We start from the raw sequence: 19785 nt of genomic DNA on the forward strand, positions 1-19785 counted from the left end.
AGCCGAGACATGTCCCCGTACCACTGGCAGAAGTCGTCCTACTGCCAGGAAGGCGACGCCTGTGTCCACATATCCGCCACCCCGGCTGCCATACACCTCACCGACCGCGCCGCCCCGCCCCGGACCGTCCTCACCACCAGCCCCGCCGCCTTCACCGCGCTGCTCCGGGCGGTGAAGACCCGCGCTCCCCTGATACCCGTCACCGGGCGGTGACGTCGGCGACGACCGCCGCGTGGTCGGAGGGCCAGACCCCGTCGACCGGGCCGTGGCCGGCCCGCCGCGCGTGCCGTACGGCGCCGGTGCCTGCGGGTCCGGCGGGCGCGCCGACGTGGACGTAGTCGATACGGATGCCGGGGCCGGACTCGACGTACGGGTTGCCCGCGCCCCAGGTGGCGCACGGAGCGGCGGGTTCGGCGTGGTCCCAGGCGTCGGTGAAGACCTGGCCGGGCACGGCGGGCGCCGCGCCACGGCCGGTGAAGCGGCGGATCTCGGCGGAGTCGGGCGGGGCGTTGAAGTCGCCGGTGACGATGGGCGGGAAGCCGGTGCCGGCGCGGTGGGCGGCGACGAAGCGGGCGAGGGCGGTGACCTGTTCGCCGCGCACGGCGGAGGCGTCCCGGCCGGACGTCAGGTGCACGGTGAAGAAGGGCACCTCGTGGCCGGGCGCGGCCAGCCGGGCGTACAGGGCGAGCCGGCCGTCGTCGACCTCCTCGGGGGCCGGCAGGCGCAGCACCGCGCGGTCCACGACCGGCCAGCGGCTGAGCACCGCGTTGCCGACCTCCACGCCGGTTCGGCCGATGCGCCGCTGCCAGCGGTCGGAGGCGGGCGAGGCGGCCCAGGTCCAGTGCAGGCCGAGCTCACCGGCCAGCCATTCGGCGAGGTTCTCGCCGTCGGCGGCCCACACCTCCTGGAGTCCCACCACGTCCGGCCGCAGTTCCCGCAGCACCGTGCGGATCGCCTTCTGCCGCTCCGCCCAGGGGCCGAAACGCCACCACAGGTTCCAGGTCACGACCCGCATGGGCGCACCGTCCCTCGTACAGGAACGTTCGCGGTGCCGCGAACCGTTCGAGTTTTCGTCAGGAGACATTGAAGAACACCGTCGCCGCCGCACGAGAGGAGATCCGGAAACCATGCCCCGCGACGCCGAGACGAAGTACCGGACCGTCCGCGCCTTCCAGCGCAGGCTCAACGCCGTGATGCGCCGGATGCCGGGCCAGACCCTGCTGGAGACCACGGGCCGCGCCTCCGGCCTGCCCCGCCGCACTCCGGTCGGCGGCCGCCGGGTCGGTGACGCGTTCTGGCTGGTGTCGGAGTTCGGGGAGCGGTCCCAGTACGTGCGCAACATCAAGGCCGACCCGCGGGTCCGGGTGCGCGTCCGGGGCCGCTGGCACACCGGCACGGCCCACCTCCTGCCCGACGACGACACCGCCGCCCGCCTGCGGGCCCTGCCCCGGTTCAACAGCGCGGTGGTGCGCAGGGTCGGGGTGGGGCAGCTGACGGTGCGGGTCGATCTGGACTGATGAACGACGGCAGCAGGACAGGATTCCTGACTGGTGCCCCGGCAGGGTTCGGACCTGCGACACCCGCTCAAGGAGTGGGATCAAATCCTTGCCGGGGGGTGCTCGGCGCTGCCGGCCGATGCTGTTTCCCCTGGTCAGAACCCCACGGCGAGCCCTCTGATCCGGCTCGTGCCGCCCTGTATCGGGCCGTCCGCTCACGCATGGCTCACGTGCTGCCGACTGCTGAGGAGTGTGTGGGTCAGACCTGGCCGAGGTCGATCTCCACAGGAAAGGGAGCCACTGCCTTGAGGACGCCGGTGAACACGTCTCCGTCCCGGTAGGTCTTCGTCGCGGGGTCGAGAACGTAGGTGTACACGAGAGGAACGCCTGTTGCGGCCTGCTCGATCCGCCAGTAGAAGCCGATGCCCGCCTTGGCGTACTGATCGACCTTAACGATCCGGTCGGTGGTCTCCGAGCCTGGTGACACCACCTCCGCGACCAGCAGCACGTGCTCAGGGCGGGTGGGGGTGATGTCGATCGTGTCCGCGCGGTACACGACGACGTCTGGGCGGCGATTGGTGAGCGGGACGTCCTGAAGTCGGACGTCGAAGTCCGTGTCGGCGTTCCACTCCGCGCCCGCGGCGGCGTCCAGGGCGTTCGCCAGGATCCGGGCCAGCCGATTGCGCCGCTTGGACGCGCTCGGACTCACGACGACCATGCCGTCCACGATCTCGATACCGGTGCACTGCTCCTCGGACCAGGACTCGTACTCCTCCGCCGTGATCTGCTCATGCATCCACGCCGGGGCTACCATCTCAGCCGTCACGAAGCACCTCCCGGACACTGTGCTGCGGGCCCGATCCCGCTGGATTCAGCGTACTGTCTGCCATCCGTCCATCCGTCCGGCACGCTGATCTCGCTCACGCCCCCTCCTTCGCGGCCGGCATCCGACCGGCGAGTTCACGACAAGTGAGGAACCGGCGCGGTGGACTCGTCACCGGGGAACCGGAACAAAGAAGCGGCCCCCCACCGTGAGGTCGGCTCCCGTTGCCCAGGGGTGAAGCGAAGCCGGTCGATGTAGTCGCCCCGAGGTCACACCTTGCGGATCACGGAAGCAGTAGACGCTCGTCACCCCCATGCCCGGACCTTTGCCGTTGTCGTTGTCGTGCCCGTCAAGTTCGTTGGCGTGGAGCATGGTTGACGGGCAAGCAGCTGACGTCGGCAGTCGCATATGTGGTCTACTCGGCTCTTGTGATGAACGTTGGGGAACGACGGCTGTTCCACTTCACGCACGTGCGCAACCTGCGTGACATCCTCGCCGAGACGGTAACGGCATGCATCAGGGCGTGGAATCACCGGAAAGAGCGCCTCTTCACGGAGACCCACGTCCAGACGGCTTGGCAACGCCTGTCCGAGGCCGGACTGGTGTAAGGGATTGAAGCCCCCCGGGCGCGGGCACGGGCGCGTGGCTGCGGGGGCCGGTTCACCCCGGCCAGACGATCGTCTGTACCTCCCCGTAGGCGTGCAGGGCGTAGGAGCCGACGTCGCGGCCTACGCCGCTCTTCTTGAAGCCGCCGAAGGGGGCCTCCATGTTGCGGGCGACGGTGTTCACGCCGACGCCGCCCGCGCGCAGGCGTGCGGCCACCCGGAAGGCCCTGGCGACGTCGCCGGACCAGACGTAGTCGATCAGGCCGTAGTCGCTGTCGTCGGCGAGGGCGACGCCCTCCTCCTCGTCGTCGAAGGGGGCGACCACGACGACCGGGCCGAAGATCTCCTCGCGGGCCACCCGCATGTCGTTGGTGCAGTCGGCCAGGAGGGTCGGGGCGACGTAGAAGCCCCGGTCGGACGGGGGGCGTTCGCCGCCTGTCACGAGCACCGCGCCTTCCTTGCGGCCGAGTTCGACGTACGACTCGACGCGCTGCCGGTGGGCCGCGGAGATCACCGGGCCCACGACCGTGTCCGGCTCTCTCGGGTCGCCGACCTTCAAGCGGCGCGCGTAGGAAGCGAGTTGCTCGACCAGTCGGTCGTACACGCCCCGCTGGGCCAGTACCCGCGTCGGCGCCGTGCAGATCTGGCCGCTGTAGAAGGAGAAGGTGGTGCCGATGCCGGCGACGGCCGAGCGGAGGTCGGCGTCGTCGAAGACGAGGGCCGCGCCCTTGCCGCCCAGTTCCATCAACTGGCGTTTCATGTGCCGGCCGCACACCTCGGCGATGCGCTGCCCGACGGCCGTGGAGCCGGTGAAGCTCACCATGTCGACGTCCGGCGACTCCACCGCCGCCTCGCCGACCGAGGCCGACCGGCCGGAGACCACGTTCACCACCCCGCGCGGCACGCCGGCCACCTGAAGCGCCTCCGCCATCCGGTACACCGACAGCGGGTCCTGCGGGGCCGGTTTCACCACCACCGTGTTGCCCATCGCGAGGGCCGGGGCGACCTTGCCGGCCGGGTTGGCCCAGGGGTTGTTGTACGAGGTGACGCAGGTGACGACCCCGACGGGCCGGCGTGCCGCCAGCGCGCCGGTGACGCCCGCCCGGCCCAGCGGGCCGGCCTCGTCGATCTGCGGCGGAATCGCCCACTCCTGGGGCTCCACGCGGGCGTACCGGCGGAAGCGGGCGGCGGCGACCCCGACCTGCATGGCCCGCGCCGTCCCGGTCGTCGCCCCGGTCTCCGCCTGCGCCAGCCGCGCGTACGGCTCCCGGTGGGCGCGGATGGCGTCCGCCGCCCGCGCGAGCACCGCCGCCCGCTCCTCGGGCGGGGTGCGCGACCACGGCCCGAAGGCCTCGCGGGCCGCGGCGCAGGCCGCGCGCACCTGGTCCCGCGACGCCTCCGGAGCCCAGCCGACGGTCTCCTCGGTCGCCGGGTCGACGACCGCGTAGTGGCCGTGGTCCGGCTCGATCCACTCGCCGCCGACGAACAGCCGCTGCCCGTCGCTCACCTGGTGCTCACCGTCCTGGTGTCCCGCCCGGAGCGCAGCACCCGGCCGGGCACGGCGCCGCTGACCCGGTCGTCCCGGATCACCTCGACGCCGTTGACCCACACCGCCCGCACCCCGAGCGCCCGGGAGTCCAGCCGCGGGCTGTCGCCCGGCAGGTCGTGCACCAGGGTGGCCGGGGCCGCGTCGATCCGTTCCGGGTCGAAGAGCACCAGGTCCGCGTGGAAGCCCTCCTGGATCCGCCCCCGCTCGCGCAGCCCGAACAGCCGCGCCGGGTCGTCCGTCAGCATCTTCACCGCCTGCTCCAGGCCGGCCAGCTTCCGTCCGCGCAGGCAGTCCCCGAGGAAGCGGGTGGTGTACGGCGCCCCGCACATGCGGTCCAGGTGCGCGCCCGCGTCGGACCCGCCGAGCAGGACGTCCTCGTGCCGCCAGGTCTCGGCGCGCAGCGCCCAGGAGGCGGGGTCGTTGTCGGTGGGCATGGGCCACAGGACCGTCCGGAGGTCGTCGGCCGCGCAGATCTCGACCAGGCAGTGGAAGGGGTCCTGGCCGCGTTCGGCGGCGATGTCCTTCACCACCCGGCCGGTCAGGCCCTCGTTCCGCGGGCTGTAGGTGTCCCCGATGACGTACCGCCCGAAGTTCGCGAGCCGCCGGAAGACGCCCGCCTCCCTGGACTCGGCGCGCCGCAGCATCTCGGCGCGGACGCCGGGGTCGCGCAGCTTCTCGATCCGCTCGGGCACGGGCAGGCCCAGGATCGGGCCCCACCCGGGGATCAGGTTGAGCGCGCAGAACGTGCCGAGCGACATGTTCATCGGCGTGAGGATCGGCATGGTGAGAGCCACCACCCGGCCGCCCGCCTTGCGGGCCCGCTCGCTCGCCAGCAGCTGCCGCGGCACGCGCTCCGGGACGGCGGCGTCGACGGTCAGGACGTTCCAGTTCAGGGGGCGTCCCGCGGTCGCGCTCAGCTCGACGAACAGGTCGATCTCCGGGTCGCTGAACTGGTCCAGGCAGCCGGCGACGATCGCCTCGATCTGGGTGCCCTCGTGCTCGCCGACGGCGCCGGCCAGGGCCAGCAGTTCGGCGGGCTTCGCGTGCCGGGAGGCGACCGGCCGGCCGTCGCCGTCGGAGTGCGTGGACGACTGGGTGGTGGACAGGCCCCAGGCGCCCGCGTCCATGGCCTCGTGCAGGAGCCGGACCATGGCGTCGAGCTGTTCCGGGGTGGGCTGCCCGCCGACCGCGTCGGGGCCCATCACGTACCGGCGCAGCGCGCAGTGGCCCGCCATGAACCCCGCGTTGACGGCGATCCGCCCCTCCAGCGCGTCCAGGTACTCCCCGAAGGAGTGCCAGTTCCAGGGCGCCCCCTCCTCCAGGGCGACCAGCGACATGCCCTCGACCTTGGACATCATGCGGCGCGTGTAGTCGGCGTCGCCGGGGCGGGCGGGGTTCAGCGGCGCCAGCGTGAAGCCGCAGTTGCCGGCGGCTACGGTCGTCACCCCGTGGTTCAGGGACGGGGTGGCGTAGGGGTCCCAGAACAGCTGGGCGTCGTAGTGGGTGTGGGGGTCGACGAAGCCGGGGGCGAGGACGAGGCCGGCGGCGTCCTCGCGGGTGCGCGACTCGCCGGTGACGCGGCCGACGACGGCGATACGGCCGTCCCGTATGCCGAGGTCGGCGGTGCGGGCGGGCGCGCCGGTGCCGTCGACGACGGTCGCGCCGGTGATGACGTGATCGAGCATGAGGCTCCCTCCCGGGTCCGGGTGCTCAGGCCCCCTGGCGGAACCGCGTGGTCCGGTGCACGGGATCCGTGTCGATCTTCGGGATGACGTGCTCCCCGATCAGCCGGATCGTCTGCAGCGTCTCCTCCTTGGGCACGCCCACCGGCAGGCCGAAGGACAGCTGGTCCGCGCCCGCCTGCTCCCAGCGCTTGCACTGCCTGAGCACCTCGTCCGGGTCGCCGCAGATCAGCAGCTCCTCCTCGATGAGGACCTCGACGAACTCGGGGGTGTACGGCGGCAGCGTCTCGGGCCACACCGGGAAGCCCTCGGGCCGCGGGAAGGTGTCGTGGTAGCGGAAGACCAGCGAGGGCAGGTAGTGCAGGCCGCCGCCCACCGCGATCTCGATCGCCTCCGCGTGGGTGGGCGCGCAGATCGCCGTGGTGGTCACCATCACGTTGTCGTTGACGAAGTCGCCGACCGGCTCGGCGTTCACGACCGCCGTCTTGTACTGCTCCAGCACCCACTCCATGTCGGACACCTTCTGGATGCTGAAGCCCAGCACCCCGAGCCCCTTGCGGGCGGCCATCGCGTACGAGGGCGGCGACCCGGCGGCGTACCACATCGCGGGGTGGGATTTCCCGTACGGCTTGGGCAGGACCTTGCGCGGCGGGAGCTGCCAGTGCTTGCCGTGGAAGCCGGCGTACTCGTCCTGGAGCCACATCTTGGGGAACTCGGCGATGGTCTCCTCCCAGATCTCCTTGGTGTGGTTCATGTCGGTGATGCCGGGGAGGAAGCCGAGGATCTCGTGGCTGCCCGCTCCGCGCCCGCTGCCGAACTCGAAGCGGCCCTCGGTGAGGTGGTCGAGCATGGCGACCTTCTCGGCGACCTTCACGGGGTGGTTGACCTGGGCGAGCGGGTTGAAGATGCCCGAGCCGAGGTGGATGCGCTCGGTGGCGTGGGCGAGGTAGCCGAGGAAGACGTCGTTGGCGGAGAGGTGCGAGTACTCCTCCAGGAAGTGGTGCTCGGACGCCCAGGCGTACTTGAAGCCCGACCGGTCCGCCTCGATGACGTACTCGGTCTCCTCCATCAGCGCCTTGTGCTCGGCCAGCGGGTCGGTCTCGGCGCGCTTGCCCACGTATCCCTGTACGAACAGCCCGAATTCCAAGGCGGGTCACCGTCCCTAGTCTTGTTGCTGACGGACCGTCAGATTACTGGGCCGACTGTGGCACCGGCCGGGTGCACCGTCAATAGCTGACGGCCAGTCAGGTCGTACGGTCAGACGATGCTCACCCCGGCCAGCCAGCCCCCGTCGATCACGAACGGCTGCCCGGTGACGTACGAGGAGTCGTCGCAGGTGAGGAACAGGGCGAGGCGGGCCACCTCCTCCGGCCGCCCGATGCGGCCGAGCGGCACCAGCCCCCGGTACAGCTCGTCCAGGGCCTCGGCGGTCTCCCGCGGATCGGCGTCCGGGTCCAGCCGGGCCGGGTTGGACATCGCCGTGTCGACGGCACCGGGGCAGACGGCGTTGACGCGGATGCCCCGGCGGGCCAGCTCCAGCGCCGCGACGCGGGTCAGTCCGAGGATCGCGTGCTTGGTCGCGGCGTACGCGCCGACGGCCGCCATGCCGGCCAGCGCCGTGTAGGAGGCGGTGTTGACGATCGTGCCGCCGTCCTCCATCACCGGCGCGACCGTCCTGATCCCGAGGAAGCAGCCGACCTGGTTGACCCTTACGACCTGCATGAACTCGTCCAGGGGCGTGTCGACGAGGGAGTTGAAGCGCAGGATGCCGGCGTTGTTGACGAGCCCGTCGACGCGGCCGTACGCCTCCCGCGCGGTGGCCACGGCCGACCGCCACTGCTCCTCCTCACCCACGTCCAGGTGGACGTACCGGGCGCCGATCTCCTTCGCGAGGGCCTCGCCCTGGTCGTCGAGGACGTCGGCGAGGACCACCTCGGCGCCCTCCGCCCGGAACAGCCGGGCCTCCTGCTCGCCCTGCCCGCGGGCCGCACCGGTGACGATCACGACGCGTCCGTCCAGCTTGCCCATGCCGTTTCTCCTCTGCGCTACCGATGGCTACAGGTGGGGGGCGATGCCGGCGCCGAACGCCGCCATCTGGTCGGTGAGTTCGGCGCGGTCGCGGCAGCGGAACCGCACCTGGATCTGGTCCACGCCCATCGCGCGGTAGGCGCGCAGCGACTCGGCGAGCGCCTCCGCGGAGCCGGTGAGGGTGCGCCGCCCCACGTCCCAGGCGGGCGTGCCGACGTACAGGGGCTCGGTGAGGGCGCCGACGGTGAAGGGACCCTCGACGCCCGCCCCGTCCCGCAGCCGCCGCAGCTCGGCGATCTGCGCGGGCAGCCGCTCGCGCGGGTCGCCCTGCGGCAGCCAGCCGTCGCCCCTGAGCGCGGCCCGGCGCACGGCGGCGGGCGAGGAGCCGCCGACCCAGAGCGGGACGCGGTCCTGGACCGGCCGGGGACGCTGGCCGAGACCCTCGAAGTCGTAGCGCTTGCCGTGGTGTTCGGGAAACTCCTGCGGCCCCAGCGCGGCGCGCAGGGCGTCCACGCACTCGTCGAGGACGGCGCCGCGCCGCGCGAAGTCCACCCCGAGCGCCTCGAACTCCTCCCGCACGTGCCCGGCCCCGACCCCGAGGATCAGCCGGCCGCCGCTGAGCCGGTCGAGGGTGGCGTACTGCTTGGCGGTCAGCAGGGGGTGCCGCAGGCCGACGACGGCGACGTGGCTGAGCAGCCGCACCCGCTCGGTCACGCCCGCCAGGAAGGCGAGGGTGGCGACGGGGTCGTACCACGTCGTGCCCATGGCACCGGCCAGCCGGCGCGGGACGGCGACGTGGTCGCAGCAGGCGAGATAGGCGAAGCCGGCCCGGTCGGCGACGCGGGCGATCTCGACGAGGTCCCCGGGACCGGCGTCCGCCTCCCACGCCTCGGCGTAGAGCGTGCTCAGCGACTGGACGGGCAGCTGCATGCCGTAGGCCAGGGCGGGGACGGGTGCGGGGGCCGGCGCGGGGACGGGTGCGGGGGCGGGGGCGGGGGCGGGGGCCGGGGCCGGCGCGGGGACGGGCGCGGGGGCGGGGGCGGGGACGGGGGCAGGAGCGGGGGCCGGGACGGGGGCGCTCACCGCCACAGTCCCTCGGGGGTGAGGCCCAGCAGCTCGATCGCGTTGCGCCGGACGATCCGCTCGACGACGTCGGCGTCCAGGTGCCCCATCTGCGCCTCGCCCACCTCCCGCGACTTCGGCCAGGTGGAGTCGGAGTGCGGGTAGTCGGTCTCGTACAGGACGTTGCCGACGCCGATGGAGTCGAGGTTGCGCAGGCCGAAGGCGTCGTCGAAGAAGCAGCCGTACACGTGCCCGGCGAACAGCTCGGACGGCGGCCGGCGCACCTTGTCGGCGACCCCGCCCCAGCCGCGGTTCTCCTCCCACACCACGTCGGCGCGTTCGAGGATGTACGGGATCCAGCCGATCTGCCCCTCGGCGTACATGACCTTCAGCCCGGGGAACCGCTCGAACTTCCCGCTCATCAGCCAGTCGACCATCGAGAAGCAGCAGTTGGCGAAGGTGATGGTGGACCCGACGGCGGGCGGCGCGTCCTTCGACGTGGACGGCATGCGGCTGCTGGAGCCGATGTGCATGGCGACGACCGTGCCGGTCTCGTCGCAGGCGGCGAGGAAGGGGTCCCAGTCGTCGGTGTGCACGGACGGCAGGCCCAGGTGCGGCGGTATCTCGGAGAACGCGACGGCGCGCACGCCGCGTTCGGCGTTGCGCCGGACCTCCCGGGCGGCGAGCTCGGCGTCCCACAGCGGGACGATGGTGAGCGGGATCAGCCGGCCCCGCGCCTGCGGCCCGCACCACTCCTCCACCATCCAGTCGTTGTAGGCGCGCACGCACAGCAGCGCGAGCTCCCGGTCCGCCGCCTCGGTGAAGGTCTGGCCGCAGAAGCGGGGGAAGGTGGGGAAGCAGAGGGCGGACTGGACGTGGTTGACGTCCATGTCCGCCAGGCGCCGCGGCACGTCGTAGGAGCCGGGCCGCATCTGCTCGTAGGTGATGACCTCGAGCCTGATCTCGTCCCTGTCGTAGCCGACCGCGGTGTCCAGCCGGGTCAGCGGCCGGTGCAGGTCCTCGTAGACCCACCAGTCGCCGAGCGGGCCGTCGTCGCCCGGCGCGCCCATCACCGGTTTGAACCGGCCGCCGAGGAAGGTCATGTCCTTCAGCGGCGCCCGCACGATCCGCGGCCCGGTGTCCCGGTACTTCGCCGGCAGGCGGTCCCGCCAGACGTCCGGCGGCTCCACGGTGTGGTCGTCGACGGAGATGATCAGGGGGAATTCGGCTTGGGTTGTCTGGGTGTCCATGGCGGTCACCGTAGCGCCGATCTGACGGTCCGTCAGCTACGCCGGGGCCGGGTTCTCGCGCTCGGATGCCCGGGTCCGTGCGGAAGCGTGCGTAGCGACTGTGAGAGGTTTGTGGTGTCCGTGCGGTCGTCTGTGACGGGCCTCTCCTCAGCTGCCACATCCGGCGTCAACAAGGCAGACTGGCTGGGTTGTCAACATGTCGAGGGGGACGGCGATGGACGGTGTACCGGGGGCACCGGGGGTGCCGGAGCAGGGGCGTCCGGGCCCCACGGCGGAGCCCGCGGAGCCCGTGGCGCCCGCAGTGCCCGCAGTGTCCGAGGCGCCCGCAGTGCCCGCGGAGCTGCGCTTCGGCGTGCTCGGCCCGGTGCGCGCCCGGCGGGACGGGGAACCGGTCGGCACCGGATCCCCGCAGCAACGCGCCCTGCTCGCAGCCCTGTTGCTGCGTGAGGGGCGCACCGCCACCGCGGCCGAGCTGATCGACGCGCTGTGGGGCGAGGAGCCGCCGTCGCAGGCGCTGGCGGCGGTGCGGACGTACGCCTCACGGCTGCGCAAGGCGCTCGGGCCCGGCGTGCTGGTCAGCGAGTCGGGCGGTTACGCGGTGCGCGGTCTCGGCGAGGGCGCGCTGGACCTGGCGGTGGCGCAGGACCTGGCGGCCGAGGCGGAGAAGGCCCGCGCCGCCGGGGACCTGGGCCGGGCCCGCGAGGTGCTGGGCCGGGCGCTCGCCCTGTGGGACGGGGAGGCCCTGGCGGGCGTGCCGGGGCCGTACGCGGAGGCGCAACGGGTCCGCCTGGAGGAATGGCGGCTGCAACTCCTCGAGACCCGGCTGGACATGGACCTGGAGCAGGGCTGCCACGCGGAGGCGGTCTCGGAGCTGACCGCGCTGACCGCGGCGCACCCGCTGCGCGAACGCCTGCGGGAGCTGCTGATGCTGGCGCTGTACCGCAGCGGACGCCAGGCGGAGGCGCTGGCGGTGTACGCGGACACCCGGCGGCTGCTGGCCGACGAACTCGGCGTCGATCCGCGCCCCGGCCTGCGCGCGCTCCAGCGGCGCATCCTGCGCGCCGACCCCGGCCTGGCGGAGTCGCCCGCCCCCGCCCCCGAACCCGCCGCCGCGCCGGTCCGCCCGGCGCAACTGCCCGCCACCGTGCCCGACTTCACCGGCCGGGCGGCCTTCGTGAAGGAACTCGGCGAGGTGCTGGCCTCGGACGGGGGCCGGGTGATGGCGGTGTCGGCGCTGGCGGGCATCGGCGGCGTGGGCAAGACGACACTCGCGGTGCACGTGGCGCACCAGGCGCGCACCGCCTTCCCCGACGGCCAGCTCTACGTCGACCTCCAGGGCGCGGGCCAGCGGGCCGCCGACCCGGAGACGGTGCTGGGCTCCTTCCTCAAGGCGCTCGGCACGCCCGACTCGGCGATCCCGGACTCCCTCGAGGAACGGGCGGCCCTGTACCGCTCCGTGCTGGACGGCCGCCGGGTGCTGGTGCTGCTGGACAACGCGCGGGACGCGGCCCAGGTACGGCCCCTGCTGCCCGGCACCGAGGGCTGCGCGGCGCTCGTCACCTCGCGGGTGCGGATGGTCGACCTGGCCGGGGCGCACCTGGTGGACCTGGACGTGATGGCGCCGGACGAGGCGCTGCAGCTGTTCACCAGGATCGTCGGCGAGGAGCGGGTGGCGTCGGAGCGCGAGGCGGCGCTGGACGTGGTGGCGGCGTGCGGCTTCCTGCCGCTGGCGATCCGGATCGCGGCGTCCCGGCTGGCGGCGCGCCGGACGTGGACGGTGTCCGTGCTGGCGGCCAAGCTGGCCGATGAGCGGCGCCGGCTGGACGAGCTCCAGGCGGGCGACCTGGCGGTCAAGGCGACCTTCGAACTCGGCTACGGCCAGCTGGAGCCGGCCCAGGCCCGCGCGTTCCGGCTGCTGGGTCTGGCGGACGGCCCGGACATCTCGCTGGCGGCCGCCGCGGCCGTTCTGGACCTGCCGCCGCGGGAGACGGAGGACCTGCTGGAGTCCCTGGTCGACACGTCCCTGCTGGAGTCGGCGGCGCCCGGCCGCTACCGCTATCACGACCTGGTACGCCTCTACGCGCGCGCGTGCGCGGAACGCGACGAACAGCCGCCCGCCGTGGGGGCGCCTCCCGCGCCTTTCGGGCAGTGGGGGAGCGAGGCGGCGCTGTCCCGGCTGCTGGACTTCTACCTGGCGACGGCGGCCGCGGTGTACCTGATCGAGCGGCCCGGGGACCGGCTGGTGGACCACCTGGAACGGGCGGGCCGGCCGGGGCTGTCCTTCGCGGACCGGCACGCGGCGCAGGACTGGCTGTACGCGGAGGCGGTGTCGCTGCTGGCGTGCGTGCGCCAGTCGGCGCGGCCGGAGACGGTCCGGCGCGCCGTCGACGTGCTGTGGGCGGCCTGCGACCTGGCGGAGTCGGGCGCCAACTCCCGGGAGTACGAGGCGGTGGCCGCCAGGCTGCGGGAGGTGGCGCAGGAGGCCGGGGACCGGCGCGCCGAGGGGCGGGCGTACATGGCGCTGGCCTTCGTGCACCACATCTCCGGCACCCGGTTCGACGAGGCCGGCCGGGAGGCGGACCGGGCGACCGGGCTCGCCGAGGCGGCCGGCGACCCGCTCACCAGCTGCTGGTCGTCGAACGCCAGTGGCGCGATCGCGATGTACCAGGGGCGGTACGCGGACAGCGAGCGGCACTTCACCCGCGCGCTGGACAACTTCCGCGCCGTGGGCGACCGTCCGGGTGAGGCGAGCGCCCTGTGCAACCTCTCGCGCACCCACCTGGCCACCGGCCGCACCGACAGCGCGGTGGCGCTGGCCCGGCAGGGCACGGCGATGTACGACGACATGGGGCACGCGCTGAAGGGGGCGAACGGCCGTTACGCCCTGGGTCTGGCGCTCACCAGCAGCGGGCGGCTCGCGGAGGCGACCGAGTGCCTGGAGCAGGCCCTGCGGGTGTTCCGGGACAGCCGGCAGCGCCTGTGGGAGGGCATGACGGTCTTCCGCCTCGCGGAGCTCGACCTCACGGCCCGCCGTCCCGCGCGGGCGGCGGTGCACGCCGAGACGGCCCTGACGCTGCTGCGCGGCGTCGGCGGGGAATGGCGGCGCGGCAACGTCCTGACGGTGCTGGGCCGCGCCCTCAGCGGCATCGGCCAGCGCGACCGGGCCCAGGTGTGCTGGCAGGAGGCCCTGGAGATCTTCGACGCCCTCCAGGCGCCGGAGGCGGACGAGGTCCGGGGGCTGCTGCGGCCGACTCCGGTCGTGTGAACGGGCGTTCATCGTTCGTTTATCGCGGTCGGGCAGTATCGCTTGTGTCGGGCCGTCGCGTCGGGGGGCAGGCGGAACGGCACCCGGCCGGTCCCTTCAGGGTGAGCCGGCCGACGGGGTCCGTCCGGCAGTCCGTGGGGGAGCCGCCGGACGGATCCCGTCCCTTCACCGAACCGAACCGCTCTGCCAGGAAAGAGGGTTGCCATGAGCGACCAGAACAGCACGGACAACATCCACGTCACGGACGAGCCGCTGACCACGGCCACGAAGGACACGGGCACGGCCGGCACGGACAACATCCACGTCACCGACGAGCCGCTGACCACCACGGCCAAGGACACGGGCACGGCCACCACCGACAACATCCACGTCACCGACGAACCGGCCTGACCCCCGCCCCGCACGGCAACCACCCGCGGCAGCACGGAGGGGAGCCGCGAGCGACCTGCCGGCCGGGGGCACGGGCCGACACCGCCGGTACGGCGGTACGGCGGTACGGCAGCACGGCGGTACGGCAGCACGGCGGTACGGCCGGGTACCGCCGGTGCGGGCCGCACCGGCGGTACCCGGTCGCGGCCACTCCAGCCCGGCTGGTGTGGCCGGCACGGCCGCGGTCCGGCACACCGGTACGGGCCAGTACGGGCCGGTACGGGCGGCCGCGACCGGCACGGCTGCCACGCTCCGGCCAGAGCCGGTGCGTGGCACGACCGGTGCGCGCCGAGGGTGGCCGAAGGTGGCCGGGGTGGCCGGAGGTGCCACCGCGACCGATGCGGGCCGTGTCGGCCGGAGCGCCGCTACGGCCGACACGGCCGGTGTCACCGGCGCGATCGGCGAGGGGGGACGCCGCGCCCGACACGGCCGGTGCCACACCGCCCCACCCCGGCCTGGCCAGGGCTGGCCGACAGGCCGGGGTGGGGCGGTGTGGCCGGGACGGGCCAGCAGGCCGTTGCACTCGGACATCCCGCCCGCGTCGCGGGCGGCCTGCCGGCCCGGCCGGGGGGCGGACCGGCACCACCGCTGCGGCGGTAGGGCCAGAGCGCCGCTCCGGCCGGCCCGGCCGGAGCCACGGGCGCGACCGGCGAGGGAGGACGCTGCACCCGGCACAGCCGGTGCCACCCGCGCGGGCCGACCAGGCCGAGGCGGACCGGCGCGACCGCGAGGGCCGACAGGCCGGTGCGGGCCAGCCTGACCGGGACGGGCCAGCCTGACCGGAGGCCGACAGGCCGAGGCGGACCGAGGCCGACAGGCCGAGGCGGACCGGGGCGGACCGGGACGGCCGACAGGCCGGTGCGGGCCAGCCTGACCGGGACGGGCCAGCCTGACCGGAGGCCGACAGGCCGCGGCGGACCGAAGCCGACAGGCCGAGGCGGACCGGGGCGGACCGGGACGGACCGGGACGGCCAGGCCCGGGCGGACCGGGGCGGACCTGGGCGGACCAGGGCGGCCAGGCCGGGGCGGACCGGGACGGCCAGGCGGGGGCGGACCGGGACGGCCAGGCGGGGGCGGACCGGGACGGCCAGGCCGGGGCGGACCGGGACGGCCAGGCGGGGGCGGACTCAGGTTTCCCGCCCGCGCAGTTCTCTCTTGAGTACCTTGCCGCCGGCGTTCCGGGGAAGGCGGGGGACGAACCGTATCTGGCGGGGGACCTTGTAGTTGGCCATTTCGCGGCGGGACCAGGCGATCAGGTCGTCGGCGGTCAGCGGGGAGCCGGGGCTGCGGACCACGTAGGCCCGGCCGACCTCGCCGAGGCGGGCGTCGGGGACGCCGATCACCGCGGCGTCGGCCACCTCCGGGTGCAGGCACAGCCGTTGCTCGATCTCCGCCGGGTAGGCGTTGAAGCCGCCGACGACGAACATGTCCTTGACCCGGTCGGTGATGCGCAGGTTGCCGTCCTCGTCCAGCACTCCCACGTCGCCGGTGCGCAGCCAGCCGTCCGGCGTGAACGCCTCGGCGGTGGCGGCCTCGTCCTCGTAGTAGCCGCGCATCACGTTGAAACCGCGGACCAGGACCTCGCCGGGGCGGCCGGCCGGCAGGAGCGCGCCGGCCGCGTCGACCACCCGCACCGAGGTCCCGGGGATCGCCCGTCCCGACGTCGACGCGATCACCGACGGCGGGTCGCCGCGGCGGCACATCGTGACGATGCCGCTCGCCTCCGACAGGCCGTAGGCGGTGAGGACCGTGCCGACGCCCAGTTCGTCCCGCAGCCGCTCCACCAGGCGGAGCGGCACCACCGCCGCCCCGGTGACCACCAGGCGCAGGGTGGACAGGTCGTGGGCGTCCCGCGCCGGGTGGTCCAGGAGCGACTGGTGCAGGGTCGGCGGGCCCGGCAGCACCGACACCCGCTCCGCGGCGATGTTCGCCAGCACCGTGCCGGCGTCGAACACCGGCTGCGGGATCATCGTCGCGCCCCGCATCAGGCACGCGATCACGCCCGCCTTGTAGCCGAAGGTGTGGAAGAAGGGGTTCACGATCAGGTAGCGGTCGCCGCGGCGCAGGCCGGCCAGGTCCGCCCACACCTCGTAGGCCCGCAGTGTCTGCGCGTGGGTGATCACCGCGCCCTTGGGGCGGCCGGTGGTGCCCGAGGTGAAGACGATGTCCGACGGCATGTCGCCGCCGACCCGCGCGGCACGGGCCCGTACCTCGCCCTCCCCCACCCCCTCCCCGCCGGCCAGGAAGTCCTTCCAGGTCACGAAGGAGGCCGGGGCGTCGTCCGCGAACACCACGACCCGTTCCAGCGACGGCAGTCCGGGCAGCGGGCCGTCCCCGTCGCCCTCCCCCGCCGCCCGCCGCAGCGACGCCACGTACGAGGTCCCCAGGAAGGTCCCGGTCACCAGCAGCAGCCGCGCCCGCGACCGCGCCAGCACGTAGGCCGCCTCCGCGCCCTTGAAGCGGGTGTTCAGCGGCACCAGCACCGCGCCCGCCGACACCGCGCCCAGCGCGGCCACGATCCACTCCAGCGAGTTCGGCGCCCAGACGGCCACCCGGTCGCCGGGCGAGACCCCGGCCGCCATGCAGGCCGCCGCGGCGCGTTCCACGCGGGCGCCGAGGCCGGCGTACGACAGCCGGGTGCGGCCGTCGACGACCGCCTCGGTGTCCGCGTACCGCTCGGCCGCCGAGCGGACCAGACCCGGGACGGTGCCCCACTCCACGTCACCGCGCACGACCGGCCTCCAGCTCACTCACTCCCACACGGTAGCTGACTGTCCGTCAGATTAGCGCTAACCTGACGGACTGTCAGCCGACTTCGGCACGGGGAGGTACGACCACGCATGGCCGGACTCCGGGAGTTCAAGGACGCCACCGCGATCGTCGGCATCGGGCAGACCGCGTTCGCGAGACACCTCGCCGAGGACGAGCGCACCCTCGCCTGCCGGGCTGTCCTCGCCGCCCTCGACGACGCCGGCATCGAGCCCGGCGAGGTCGACGCGCTCGCCTCCTACACGATGGAGGAGACCGACGAGGTGGAGCTGGCGAAGTCCGTCGGCTTCGGCGACCTCACCTTCTTCAGCAAGGTCGGCTACGGCGGCGGCGGATCCTGCGCCACCGTGGCGCACCTCGCGGCCGCCGTCGCCACCGGGCAGGCCACCGTCGGGGTCGCCTGGCGCTCGCGCAAGCGCGGCAGCGGCCCGCGCCCCTGGACCGACACCGTCCGCCAGCTGCCCACGCCCGCCCAGTGGACCCGCCCCTTCGGGCTGCTGCGGCCGGTGGACGAGATCGCCGTGCTGGCGCGCCGCTACATGCACGAGTACGGCGCCACCCGCGACCACCTCTTCAACGTCGCCCTCGCCTGCCGCAACCGGGCCAACCAGAACCCCGCCGCGGTCATGTACGACCGGCCGCTGACCCGCGAGATGTACATGACGTCGAGGTGGATCAGCGAGCCGCTGTGCCTGTTCGACAACTGCCTGGAGACGGACGGGGCACTGGCCTGCGTCGTCACCTCCGCCGAGCGCGCCCGGGACTGCCGGCGGCGGCCCGTGTACGTCCACTCCGCCGCCCAGGGCCTGCCCGCCCAGCACCACGGCATGGTCAACTACTGGGCCGACGACCCCCTCACCGGCCCCGCCTGGACCGCCGCCCGGCACCTGTTCAAACACGCCGACCTCACGCCCCAGGACGTGGACGTCGCCCAGATCTACGACGCGTTCACGGTGCTGATCCCGCTCTCCCTGGAGGGCTACGGCTTCTGCGGCCGCGGCGAGGGCGGCGCGTTCACCGAGCAGGGCGCGCTGGAGATCGGCGGGCGGCTGCCGCTGAACACGTCGGGCGGCGGGCTCTCCGAGGCGTACGTCCACGGGTTCAACCTCATCACCGAGGGCGTGAAGCAGCTGCGCGGGACGAGCACCGCGCAGGTGCCGGGCGCCGCGACCTGTCTGGTCACCGCCGGTGAAGGGGTCCCCACCTCCGCCCTGCTGCTGAGGAGCTGAGCGCCGGATGATGCTGGCCCCCGTCCCCGACGCCGACGGCGCCCCCTTCTGGGAGTACGCCCGCCGCGGCGAACTGCGCGTGCAGACCTGCGCCGACTGCGGCGAGCCTCGCTTCCCGCCCCGCCCCTGCTGTCCGCACTGCCGGTCGTTCGCCGCCGAGTGGCGTCCGACGGACGGCCGCGGACGCGTCTGGTCCTACGTGGTCCCCCACCCGCCGCTGCTGCCCGCCTACGCCGAGCAGGCCCCGTACACCGTGGTCGTCGTCGAGCTCGACGACGCTCCCCGCGTCCGGCTGGTCGGCAACCTGGTCGCCGGGGCCGGGGCCGGGGCACGGCTCGACTCGGTGCCGCGCGAGCGGGTCCGGATCGGGGCGCGGGTGCGGGCCGTCTTCACGGACGCCGGCCTGCCGCAGTGGGTCCTGGAGCGCCCGTGACGACGATGCCGCCGACACCGCCGACACCGCTGACGCCGCCGACGGTGACCGTCTCGGTCGACGAGGACACCGGCGTCGCGGTCGTCACCCTCGACCGTCCCGGCCGGCTCAACGCCATCGACCTGCGGATGCGGGACGAGCTGCGCTCGGTCTGGCGCCGGCTGCGCTTCGACGGCGCCGTGCGCGCCGTCGTCCTCACCGGGGCCGGCGAGCGCGCCTTCTGCACCGGGATCGACCGGGACACCGTGGTGCCGCAGCCGGACTCGCCCTACATGACGGACGATCCGCTGCTGCGCGTCGGGCCCAAGTCCAACGACCTGTGGAAGCCGGTCGTCGCCGCCGTGCGGGGCATGGCCTGCGGGGGCGCCTTCTACCTCCTGGGCGAGTCGGACTTCGTCGTCGCCGACCCGACGGCCACGTTCTTCGACCCGCACACGACGTACGGGATGGTCAGCGCCTACGAGTCGGTGCTGCTGGCGCAGCGGATGCCGTACGGGGAAGTCGCGCGGATGATGCTCATGGGCACGGCGGAACGGATCGGCGCCCGCCGCGCCCACGAGATCGGCCTGGTGTCGGAGGTCACCGAGCCCGGCGGGGCGCTGGCGGCGGCCACCGCGTGCGCGACGGTGATCGCCGGGTACCCCGCCGGGGGCGTGCAGGGCACCGTACGGGCCCTGTGGGCCGCCCGAGAGGCCGCACTCACCGCCGGCTTCGCCCAGGCCCCCCACCTGACAGCCCTGGGCAACCTCCCCCCCGACCAGCAGGCGGGACTCTTCAGCGCCCGCGCCCGGGACTTCCACGTCCGCTGACCCCGCCACCGGCCGCGCCCGGCGACCGGGTGCCCCCGGCGGGCCGGCACACCCGGTCGCCGGGGACACACCGGATGCCCCCGGTCGACCGACCGGACCCGCGGGCCGGCCCACCGACCGGAGCCCCGGCCACCGGTCAGCCCGCCGGACCCGCCGCGACCGTCCGGCACGCCCCCGGCGAGGGCCACGGGCGGGCGGCAGACCCCGTCGTCACCGTTGCGTCACCAGGCGGCCGGCCGGGCGGTAGGACGCCGGACAGCCCGCCGGACCTGCCGGGACCTGCCGGGACCGGCCGATGTGCCGCCGTCGGCACCCGGCGAGGGCCGCGGACCCGTCGTCACCGGAGTCCTCACAGG

17 protein-coding genes are annotated in these 19785 nt (G+C 74.0%); 8 read left to right on the forward strand and 9 right to left on the reverse strand.

Annotated elements, in window-relative coordinates:
• The first annotated feature begins 9 nt into the window (after positions 1–9).
• Complete coding sequence (locus tag AB0G63_RS04180) at positions 10–213, forward strand: DUF397 domain-containing protein (protein ID WP_351888404.1); 204 nt, start codon at positions 10–12, stop codon at positions 211–213.
• Here the strand turns inward: AB0G63_RS04180 and AB0G63_RS04185 are convergent.
• Complete coding sequence (locus tag AB0G63_RS04185) at positions 200–1015, reverse strand: endonuclease/exonuclease/phosphatase family protein (RefSeq protein ID WP_360743945.1); 816 nt, start codon at positions 1013–1015, stop codon at positions 200–202. The two genes, AB0G63_RS04180 and AB0G63_RS04185, sit on opposite strands and share 14 nt — an antisense overlap.
• Positions 1016–1127: 112 nt before the next feature.
• On the opposite strand from AB0G63_RS04185, the gene AB0G63_RS04190 reads away from it, so the two are divergent.
• On the forward strand, positions 1128–1517 hold the full coding sequence (locus AB0G63_RS04190; protein WP_360743948.1) for a nitroreductase/quinone reductase family protein: 390 nt from the start codon (positions 1128–1130) through the stop codon (positions 1515–1517).
• A 238-nt stretch (positions 1518–1755) separates the two neighbouring features.
• Here AB0G63_RS04190 and AB0G63_RS04195 read toward each other — a convergent pair whose 3' ends face one another.
• On the reverse strand, positions 1756–2322 hold the full coding sequence (locus AB0G63_RS04195; protein WP_360743951.1) for a Uma2 family endonuclease: 567 nt from the start codon (positions 2320–2322) through the stop codon (positions 1756–1758).
• A 371-nt stretch (positions 2323–2693) separates the two neighbouring features.
• Between AB0G63_RS04195 and AB0G63_RS04200 the strand changes: the two genes are divergently transcribed.
• On the forward strand, positions 2694–2927 hold the full coding sequence (locus tag AB0G63_RS04200) for a hypothetical protein (RefSeq protein WP_360743954.1): 234 nt from the start codon (positions 2694–2696) through the stop codon (positions 2925–2927).
• 52 nt (positions 2928–2979) lie between these two features.
• On the opposite strand, the gene AB0G63_RS04205 is transcribed toward AB0G63_RS04200, so the two are convergent.
• From AB0G63_RS04205 to AB0G63_RS04230, 6 genes are all read right to left on the reverse strand, one after another.
• Positions 2980–4431, reverse strand: a complete 1452-nt coding sequence (locus AB0G63_RS04205; protein ID WP_360743957.1) for an aldehyde dehydrogenase family protein — start codon at positions 4429–4431, stop codon at positions 2980–2982.
• Complete coding sequence (locus AB0G63_RS04210) at positions 4428–6158, reverse strand: D-aminoacylase (RefSeq protein ID WP_360743960.1); 1731 nt, start codon at positions 6156–6158, stop codon at positions 4428–4430. The genes AB0G63_RS04205 and AB0G63_RS04210 overlap by 4 nt, the downstream gene beginning before the upstream one ends.
• A 25-nt stretch (positions 6159–6183) precedes the next feature.
• Positions 6184–7302, reverse strand: coding sequence for an LLM class flavin-dependent oxidoreductase (locus tag AB0G63_RS04215; RefSeq protein WP_360743963.1), 1119 nt, complete (start codon positions 7300–7302; stop codon positions 6184–6186).
• Positions 7303–7412: 110 nt separating this feature from the next.
• Positions 7413–8183, reverse strand: a complete 771-nt coding sequence (locus AB0G63_RS04220; protein WP_360743966.1) for an SDR family oxidoreductase — start codon at positions 8181–8183, stop codon at positions 7413–7415.
• Between the two features lie 27 nt (positions 8184–8210).
• The gene (locus AB0G63_RS04225; protein ID WP_360744472.1) at positions 8211–9113 is read right to left on the reverse strand and encodes an LLM class F420-dependent oxidoreductase; all 903 of its coding nucleotides are present in this window, start codon (positions 9111–9113) and stop codon (positions 8211–8213) included.
• A gap of 149 nt (positions 9114–9262) precedes the next feature.
• The gene (locus AB0G63_RS04230; RefSeq protein WP_360743969.1) at positions 9263–10495 is read right to left on the reverse strand and encodes an amidohydrolase family protein; all 1233 of its coding nucleotides are present in this window, start codon (positions 10493–10495) and stop codon (positions 9263–9265) included.
• 214 nt (positions 10496–10709) lie between these two features.
• Here AB0G63_RS04230 and AB0G63_RS04235 point away from each other — a divergent pair, with 214 nt between their 5' ends.
• Both AB0G63_RS04235 and AB0G63_RS04240 read left to right on the forward strand, forming a co-directional pair.
• Positions 10710–13760, forward strand: coding sequence for a BTAD domain-containing putative transcriptional regulator (locus AB0G63_RS04235; protein ID WP_360743972.1), 3051 nt, complete (start codon positions 10710–10712; stop codon positions 13758–13760).
• 204 nt (positions 13761–13964) lie between these two features.
• A complete protein-coding gene (locus tag AB0G63_RS04240; protein WP_360743974.1) occupies positions 13965–14150 on the forward strand; it encodes a hypothetical protein in 186 nt (61 codons plus the stop codon).
• 1166 nt (positions 14151–15316) lie between these two features.
• Here AB0G63_RS04240 and AB0G63_RS04245 read toward each other — a convergent pair.
• Positions 15317–16921 carry a FadD3 family acyl-CoA ligase gene (locus tag AB0G63_RS04245; protein ID WP_360744475.1) on the reverse strand — a complete coding sequence of 535 codons (1605 nt, stop codon included), beginning with the start codon at positions 16919–16921 and terminating at the stop codon, positions 15317–15319.
• Positions 16922–17029: 108 nt separating this feature from the next.
• On the opposite strand from AB0G63_RS04245, the gene AB0G63_RS04250 reads away from it, so the two are divergent.
• From AB0G63_RS04250 to AB0G63_RS04260, 3 genes are read left to right on the forward strand one after another with little or no spacing between them, the layout of a single operon-like run.
• The gene (locus AB0G63_RS04250; protein WP_360743977.1) at positions 17030–18187 is read left to right on the forward strand and encodes a lipid-transfer protein; all 1158 of its coding nucleotides are present in this window, start codon (positions 17030–17032) and stop codon (positions 18185–18187) included.
• A gap of 10 nt (positions 18188–18197) precedes the next feature.
• Positions 18198–18620, forward strand: a complete 423-nt coding sequence (locus AB0G63_RS04255; RefSeq protein WP_360744478.1) for an OB-fold domain-containing protein — start codon at positions 18198–18200, stop codon at positions 18618–18620.
• A gap of 5 nt (positions 18621–18625) precedes the next feature.
• On the forward strand, positions 18626–19429 hold the full coding sequence (locus tag AB0G63_RS04260; RefSeq protein WP_360744481.1) for an enoyl-CoA hydratase/isomerase family protein: 804 nt from the start codon (positions 18626–18628) through the stop codon (positions 19427–19429).
• The last annotated feature ends 356 nt before the right edge of the window (positions 19430–19785 follow it).

Origin of the sequence: Streptomyces sp. NPDC020996 (assembly GCF_040641355.1) — a bacterium.
Taxonomy (GTDB): Bacteria; Actinomycetota; Actinomycetes; order Streptomycetales; family Streptomycetaceae; genus Streptomyces.